This window comes from Shewanella sp. ECSMB14101, from assembly GCF_000773485.1.
Lineage (GTDB): Bacteria > Pseudomonadota > Gammaproteobacteria > Enterobacterales > Shewanellaceae > Shewanella > Shewanella marisflavi.
Genome location: NZ_JSFF01000070.1, coordinates 1 through 986, shown reverse-complemented (window position 1 = coordinate 986; position 986 = coordinate 1). Strand labels below are relative to the sequence as shown.

At 44.0% G+C, this 986-nt stretch carries 1 protein-coding gene; it reads right to left on the bottom strand.

Going from position 1 to position 986, the window contains the following annotated elements:
• Nucleotides 1-894, bottom strand: an 894-nt coding sequence (locus NY07_RS18805) for an ISL3 family transposase (protein WP_081953887.1), incomplete at its 3' end; no start/stop codon positions are given.
• Between the last annotated feature and the right edge of the window lie 92 nt (nucleotides 895-986).

The following is a 986-nucleotide window of genomic DNA, read 5'->3' as shown; positions in this document are numbered from 1 at the left end:
CAAGTAGGTTGTCATCAAGTCCTGATTCATATTCAATATTTCAGAGAGGTAGCTTTCCTGTTGTGTATTTAAATTATCCTTATTTTTCAATAATACCCAGCGTGACCGCTTGACCCATTGCCTTGCTTTCTTATCATGTTTTAGCTTATTGGCTTGGTCGACTCTGACTCTATCCATCACTTCGCGACCAAACTTAGCAACAACGTGGAACAAGTCGTAAACGATACGTGCATTTGGGCAATGCTCTTGGACTTCAAGGTCAAAAGCCGTATTCATATCCATTGCTACTGCTTCGATATTTTTGCCATGCTCACCTAGCTGTTCAAAGAACGGTCGAATATCCTTGCGGCTACGACCTAGCCCTATCCAGATAACCTGATGACTTTTCGCATCAGCAATGACCGTCGCGTAGCGGTGTCCTTTAAAAATGGCGAACTCGTCCATGACGAGTTGCCTTAATTCCCCCCATTTTACTTGCGGTACTACTTGTTGAAGCCGACGCTTATCTATCTCTTTGATTGTGTGCCAATGAACTCCGGTCACTTGGGCTATATGTTTAATTGGTAACAGGGGCAACAACTGTTCTATATAGCTTCGTAGACGGTTAGTAATACGAGCGTAAGGTTCCAACCAAGGTAGTCGTTCCGTTTTAATGCCGCAGTGACTGCACTTGATGCGTCGAGTTTGAACGGACAGTTCAACGAGAGCTCCAAGCAGTGTGGCTTCTTTCACGTTGCGCCATTGATACTCATGTACGGCTTGAGCTTTAAGCCCGCACGGACACTTAGCGATAGAGTTAGGTTTGAGGGTGAGCTTAATTAATGACGCACTCTGATGGGACTTTACTATATGAAAGCCTTCCCAGAATGAAGACAAGAAAGTATGATTCGACATGAAAACGGTAGTTTGTGTAGGTTTTGTTTGGCGATAAAACTCTATCACTTACTACCGTTTTGTTTTTAGTCCCCGCTTATCCGCGATGAACC